The organism is Rhodococcus chondri, from assembly GCF_036327435.1.
In the GTDB taxonomy this organism is placed as follows: Bacteria; Actinomycetota; Actinomycetes; order Mycobacteriales; family Mycobacteriaceae; genus Rhodococcus; species Rhodococcus chondri.
The window spans coordinates 1-6,442 of record NZ_JAUZMZ010000224.1; the positions used below are offsets into that span (position 1 = coordinate 1).

General features: G+C 68.9%; 7 protein-coding genes. 3 read left to right on the forward strand and 4 right to left on the reverse strand.

Features of this window, described 5'->3' with window-relative positions; all coding sequences use genetic code 11:
- From Q8814_RS23505 to hemE, 4 genes are all read right to left on the reverse strand, one after another.
- Positions 1-150 (reverse strand): hypothetical protein (locus Q8814_RS23505; protein ID WP_330154390.1); only part of this gene is annotated, 150 nt, incomplete at its 3' end.
- 13 nt (positions 151-163) lie between these two features.
- Positions 164-859 carry a hydrogen peroxide-dependent heme synthase gene (gene hemQ / locus Q8814_RS23510; protein WP_330154384.1) on the reverse strand — a complete coding sequence of 232 codons (696 nt, stop codon included), beginning with the start codon at positions 857-859 and terminating at the stop codon, positions 164-166.
- Between the two features lie 4 nt (positions 860-863).
- Positions 864-2,222, reverse strand: coding sequence for a protoporphyrinogen oxidase (locus Q8814_RS23515; RefSeq protein WP_330154385.1), 1,359 nt, complete (start codon positions 2,220-2,222; stop codon positions 864-866).
- A complete protein-coding gene (gene hemE, locus Q8814_RS23520; protein ID WP_330154386.1) occupies positions 2,219-3,316 on the reverse strand; it encodes a uroporphyrinogen decarboxylase in 1,098 nt (365 codons plus the stop codon). The genes Q8814_RS23515 and hemE overlap by 4 nt, the downstream gene beginning before the upstream one ends.
- Before the next feature lie 115 nt (positions 3,317-3,431).
- Between hemE and Q8814_RS23525 the strand changes: the two genes are divergently transcribed.
- The 3 genes from Q8814_RS23525 to Q8814_RS23535 form a co-directional block, all read left to right on the forward strand.
- Positions 3,432-4,007, forward strand: coding sequence for a DUF3000 domain-containing protein (locus Q8814_RS23525; protein WP_330154387.1), 576 nt, complete (start codon positions 3,432-3,434; stop codon positions 4,005-4,007).
- Positions 4,008-4,068: 61 nt separating this feature from the next.
- Positions 4,069-5,508: a WS/DGAT/MGAT family O-acyltransferase gene (locus tag Q8814_RS23530; RefSeq protein ID WP_330154388.1), complete on the forward strand. Its 1,440-nt coding sequence runs from the start codon at positions 4,069-4,071 to the stop codon at positions 5,506-5,508.
- A gap of 59 nt (positions 5,509-5,567) precedes the next feature.
- The coding region (locus tag Q8814_RS23535; protein WP_330154389.1) for an HRDC domain-containing protein at positions 5,568-6,442 on the forward strand (875 nt) is incomplete at its 3' end.

The window sequence follows — 6,442 nt, forward strand, 5'->3', positions numbered from 1 at the left end:
GTGACGGACGGACCCCGGAATGTTGCCGAGCAACGGCGACGGATCGCGATCACCGGCGAACGGGACGACCGCGGTGACCTCGCCGTCGGCGACCTGGGGATGGTAATAACCCCAGTGGGCCATGTGCGAGTACCGCAGGTGCTCCGTCATCGTGCGGGCCGGGTCAGGGCAGCGCTGCGACGAGCTTGTCGACGTCGACGCGCGGACCCGAGAAGAACGGCGTCTCCTCGCGCACGTGCATGCGCGCTTCGGTGGCGCGCAGATCGCGCATCAGGTCGACGATCCGGTCGAGCGCGGGCGCCTCGAAGGCGAGGATCCACTCGTAGTCGCCGAGCGCGAACGCGGGCACGGTGTTGGCGCGCACCTCCGGGTAGGGACGTGCCTCCTTGCCGTGATCGGCGAGCATCTTGCGGCGATCGGCGTCGGGCAGCAGGTACCAGTCGTACGAGCGCACGAACGGGTAGACGCAGATGTAGTCACCGGGCTCCTCGCCCGCGATGAAGGCCGGCAGGTGGCTCTTGTTGAACTCGGCGGGCCGGTGCAGGGCCGTGTTCGACCACACGGGGGCGCTCGCCCGGCCGACGATCGTGGTGCGGCGGAAGTCCGAATAGAACTTCTGCAGGTCCTCGATGTGCTCGGCGTGCGTCCAGAACATGAAGTCTGCGTCGGCGCGCATACCTGCGATGTCGTAGAGGCCGCGCACGATGACGTCGGTGCCGTCGAAGGAAGCAAGGAACTTCTGCATATCTTCGATGGCCTCGGCGCGATCGTCCCCGAGAACTCCCGGCTGGATCCGGAACACGGACCACATCGCGTAGCGAAGGGTGGAATTGAGCTTTTCGTAATCGAGACGTGCCATGCCGCTATCCTGCCACTCGCGCGGCCAGATGTGCCGCGGCCCTCGTGCCTGATTCGACACACGCGGGCACCCCGACGCCGTGCAGCATCGCCCCGGCGATTTCGAGCCCGTCCACGGTCGCGATTTCCTGTTCCAGCGCGGCGACGATGTCGTTGTGCCCGGCGCGGTATTGGGGAAGGCCGCCGTGCCAGCGTTGCACGAAGGCGTCCACCGGCTCGTCGGTGACACCGGTGACGGTGGCCAGGTCGGCGCGCGCGAGGTCCACGAGCCGGTCGTCGGCCTCGTCGACAAGCGAGTCGTCGCCGTACCTGCCGAAGGAGGCACGCGCGAGCGCGACCTCGCGAGTGGCCAGATGCGGCCATTTGCGACTCGACAGGGTGAACGCCTTCGCGGACAGGTCCTCTCCGGTCGCGACGAGGATTCCGGAGTTTTCCGGCAGGGCCACGGCGGCGGGCAGTGCGAGCGCGACGACGACGGACGACGCGAGCGGGATCCGTTCGGCGCGTGAGGCGGCGACGGGAACCGGGTCGGCGAGCAGGGTCGCCATCCGGGTGGCGGGGACGGCGAGAATCACTCCGTCGACATCACCGACCGGGTCCAGCGACCAGCGATCACCGTTGCGGCGGAGGCCGGATGCGACGGTGTGACAGCGGATCTCGGCGCGTGACGCCTCTACGAGCGCGTCGATCAACACCTGATATCCGTCGCGGAGCGTACCGAAGACCGGAGTGGCCGACGGCTTCGGCAACGCCCGCACCACCGCATCGGTGAGACTGACCGCGCCCTCGTCGAGCGCGGCGGCGAGCGTCGGAACGGTCGCCCGCACGCCGGCCGTGTCGGACAGACCCGAGTACACGCCACCGAGGAGTGGGTCGACGCTGCGTCGCACCACCTGTTCCCCGAACCGGGAACCGACCAGTTGCGCGACGGACATGTCGCCGTCGCGGTCCCAGTGCAGCGGTTCGCCGGGTTCGGCGGCGACGCGTGCGAGGGTGTCCTCGTCGACCAGGCCCTCGACCGATGCGGCGCCGGACGGTATTCCCATCAGGGTGGCGGTGGGCAGGGGGTGCAGGTGGCCTCCGGCATAGAGCAGTGGCCGGGCCCCGGACGGGTACACGAGCTGATCCGTCAGACCGAGCTCGTCGAGCAGCGCCGGAACCTCCTGCCGCCGGCCGATGAACGCCTCTGCGCCCACGTCGACCGGTCCGCCCGCGAGGGTGACGGTGCGGAGCTTGCCGCCGAGTCGGTCCGACTGCTCGAGGAGCACGATCCGAGCATCGGAGCCGAGTGAGCCGCGTAGGCGGTAGGCCGCGACGAGTCCGGTGATACCGCCGCCGACCACGGCCACGACCGGCGCGGTCACAGCGAGTGCACGAGCTCGACGACGGCGGTCAGGATGCCGGGGTCGGTGTCGGGGAGGACACCGTGGCCCAGATTGAAGATGTGTCCGGTGGCTCCGGCGGCCAGCGCACGGTCGGCGGAGGCGACCACGCGCCGCACCTGCTGCTCCATCACGTCGCGGCCGGCGAACAGGATTGCCGGATCGAGGTTCCCCTGCAGCGCCTTGCCCGGACCGACACGTTCCGCGGCGACCTCGAGCGGGACACGCCAGTCGACTCCGACGACGTCGGCTCCGGCTTCCCCCATCGCACCGAGCAGTTCACCGGTGCCGACGCCGAAGTGGATTCGCGGGACTCCCGCGGACGCGATCTCGGCGAATACGCGCTGGGAATGCGGCAGCACGTACTCGCGGTAGTCGGCCAGCGACAACGCGCCCGCCCAGGAGTCGAACAGCTGAACCGCATCGACACCGGCGGTGAGCTGGGCGCGCAGGAACCCGATGGCGGTGTCGGTGAGCCGCCCGAGCAGCGCGTGCCAGGTCTTCGGATCCGAGTACATGAGTGCTTTTGTGCGTTCGTGGTTGCGGCTCGGACCGCCCTCGACAAGATACGAGGCGAGAGTGAAGGGAGCGCCGGCGAAACCGATCAGCGGCGTGTCACCCAGTTCGCGGGTCAGCAGGGTCACGGCGCGGGAGACAGCTCCGACCTCTTCCGGTTCGAGCATCGGCAGCGCCTTGACATCGGCCGCGCTCCGGACGGGATTCGCGACGACGGGGCCGGTACCGGCGACGATGTCGAGGTCGATACCGGCAGCCTTGAGGGGCACGACGATGTCGGAGAACAGAATGGCCGCGTCGACCTTGTGGCGGCGTACCGGCTGCAGGGTGATTTCGCAGACCAGCTCGGCATCGAAGCAGGATTCGAGCATCCCGACGCCGGCGCGGATCTCTCGATACTCCGGCAGGGAGCGGCCCGCCTGCCGCATGAACCACACCGGTCGATGCGTCGGCGCGGCTCCGCGTGCCGCCGCCAGCAGAGGTGCGTGTGGCAGCACCCTCCGTGACGGGTACTCCGCAGGCGCAGCAGAGCCGACATTCGTGTTCTCCAAGCCGGTCATGGATCCTCGTTCTTCCGAAGGCACGGTCGCTGCCCATGCTGCCACGCGCTCCTGGCCCGCCGGAATCGGCGCGCCTCCCGCGTGCGTTGGGTCACCGGCACTAACGTCCGCTGTCGTGACCACCTCGCCCGCCGAGCCGGCCCGCTTCCGCGCAGCAATCGAGGCGATGAACACAGCCGACGTTCGTCCGGAGATCGAGGTCGCGCCGATCCGGCCGCCGCAGCGGCTCGCCCCCCACAGCTATGCGCTGGGGGCCGAGGTGCTGCACGACGAGAACGCCCCCGTGCCGGAGCAGTCCGAAGGCGATGCGTTCGGGCGGCTGATCCTGCTGTACGACCCCAACGGGGACGAGGCGTGGCACGGTACGACACGTCTGGTCGCGTACATCCAGGCGGACGTCGATGCGACCCTGGCCGCCGATTCACTGCTACCGGAGGTGGCGTGGAGCTGGCTCGTCGATGCCCTGGAGGCGCATCGCGAGCCGATGACCGCCCTCGGCGGCACCGTCACCTCGACGAGTTCGGTGCGTTTCGGTGACATCGCCGGTCCCGCCCGCGCGCATCAGCTCGAGGTGCGCGCGTCGTGGACTCCACTGTCCGACGTCCTCGGTCCGCATGTCGAGGCGTTCTGCGAGGTTCTCGCGTACGCCGCGGGGCTGCCGCCCACCGGAGTGACCCGGCTGCAGCCCTGAAAACCGCAGTTCCCAACCGGGAAACACCGAATACATCTAGAACACGTTCTACTATGGGGGTATGCAGCGCCTCAGCGGGTTGGACGCCGGCTTCCTCTACCTCGAAACTCCGAATCAGCCGCTACACATCTGCGGGCTGATCATTCTCGACCCCGGTACGGTGCCCGGAGGCTACGACTTTCCCGCACTTCGGGCGGAACTCGCCGCGCGGCTCGCGGCCGTGCCCCGATTCCGGATGAAGATCGCCGACAGCCGCTTCAACCCCGATCATCCCGTGTGGGTCGACGACACGCATTTCGACCTCGACCGCCACCTCCACCGGATCGCCGTCCCGGCGCCCGGGACACGGCGTGAGCTTGCCGATCTGTGCGGACATATCGCCGCGCAGCCACTCGACCGCTCCAAGCCACTGTGGGAGATGTGGCTCGTCGAGGGACTCGACGACGGTGGCGTCGCCGTCTTCGCGAAGATGCACCATGCCGGGGTCGACGGCGTCACCGGCGCGGCGATGATGGCGCAACTGTGCAGCCTGGAGCCGGACGCGCCGCGCCCTACGCCCGATTCGGGTGGCGCCGGCAGCGGGCACAGTCTCGAGATCGCGCTCGGGGGCATGCTCAACGTCGCCCGCCGGCCCTTTCACCTCGCCCGCATCCTGCCGTCCACGTTGACCTCGGTGTCGTCGTGGGTCTTCCGGGCCCGTCGCGGGGCGGCGATGCCGGCGCCGTTCACCGCACCGCGGACCCCCTTCAACGGCACCCTCACCGGTCACCGGTCCGTGGCGTTCGTCCCGCTCGACATCGCCGACGTGAAGACCGTCAAGAACGCGTTCGGCGTCACGGTCAACGACGTCGTGATGGCACTGTGCGCCGGTGCGCTGCGCACTTACCTCGACCGTCGCGGGGAACTCCCCGACACCTCGCTCGTCGCGGTGGTGCCGGTGTCGGTCCACGACAAATCGGATCGGCCCGGCCGCAACCAGGTTTCGGCGATGTTCGCCAGTATGCAGACCCATATCGACGATCCGGTGCAACGCTTGCGCGCCATCGCCGACACCGCCGAGGTCGCGAAGGACCACAACTCCGAAATCGGAGCGAACCTGCTGCAGGACTGGTCGGAATTCATGGACCCGACGGTGTTCGGTACCGCGATGCGGGCGTATTCCGCGCTGCGCCTGGCCGAGAAGCATCCGGTGATCCACAACCTGGTCGTATCCAACGTGCCGGGCGCGCCGATGCCGCTGTATTTCCTCGGCGCGCGCATCACGGCGATGTACCCGTTCGGGCCGATCTTCGACGGCGCCGCACTGAACATCACGGTGCTTTCACTCGACGGCAAGCTCGACGTCGGTGTCATCGCCTGCCCCGACCTGGTCCCGGACCTGTGGGAACTCGTCGACGAGTGCCCACGCGCGCTCGACGAGCTGCTGGCCGCCGCCCACGCCGCAGCGGACGACCCGGAAGCAGCTTCCCGGGTCGGGAAAGCTCACGGAGCCGACGGGTGACACCGGCCGTGTCGGATCGCGTGAGCACCTCGGGACCGGGCAGCGCTAGAGTCACGCCCATGTCGGCAGGACAGGACAACGAATTGGTACCCCCGGACAGCGATTCTCAGCGAGCCCCTGTACCGCTCCTCGCGCCTCGCGAGGGAGTTCCCGAGGTCGTGACCACAGCGGCCGGTGTAGCCGAAGCCGCAGCAGCATTGGCGGGCGGCAGCGGACCGCTCGCCGTCGACGCCGAACGCGCGTCGGGGTACCGGTATTCGGGACGCGCCTACCTCGTCCAGCTGCGGCGAATCGGCTCGGGAACCATTCTGCTCGACCCGATTCCCACCGTCGCGGACCTGGCTCCGCTCGCAGAGGTGATCAACGACCTCGAGTGGGTCCTGCATTCTGCCGATCAGGACCTGCCCGGACTTGCCGAACTCGGCCTGCGTCCCACCGCGCTGTACGACACGGAGCTCGCCGGACGGCTCGCAGGATTTCCGCGGGTCGGGCTCGCGGCGATCGTCGCGCAGACCCTCGGGTTCGAACTCCGCAAAGGACACGGGGCGGCGGACTGGTCGACGCGACCGCTTCCCGAGGCCTGGCTCAACTACGCCGCTCTCGATGTGGAGATTCTGGTCGAGCTGCGCGAAGCAATGGCAGCCGAGCTCGAGCGGCAGGGCAAGGCAGAGTGGGCAGCACAAGAGTTCGAGCACATCCGGCTCGCCGATCCGTCGGCACCGAAACCGGACCGGTGGCGGCGCACATCGAAGGTTCACACCATCAAGGACCCCCGCCGCTTGGCGGTGGTGCGGGAGCTGTGGCTCACGCGCGACGAGATCGCCGCGCGCCGCGACATCGCGCCGGGCCGGATACTGCCCGACTCGGCGATCATCGCCGCTGCCGAGGCCGATCCGCGCACGATCGGTGACCTGCGTGACCTTCCGGTATTAGG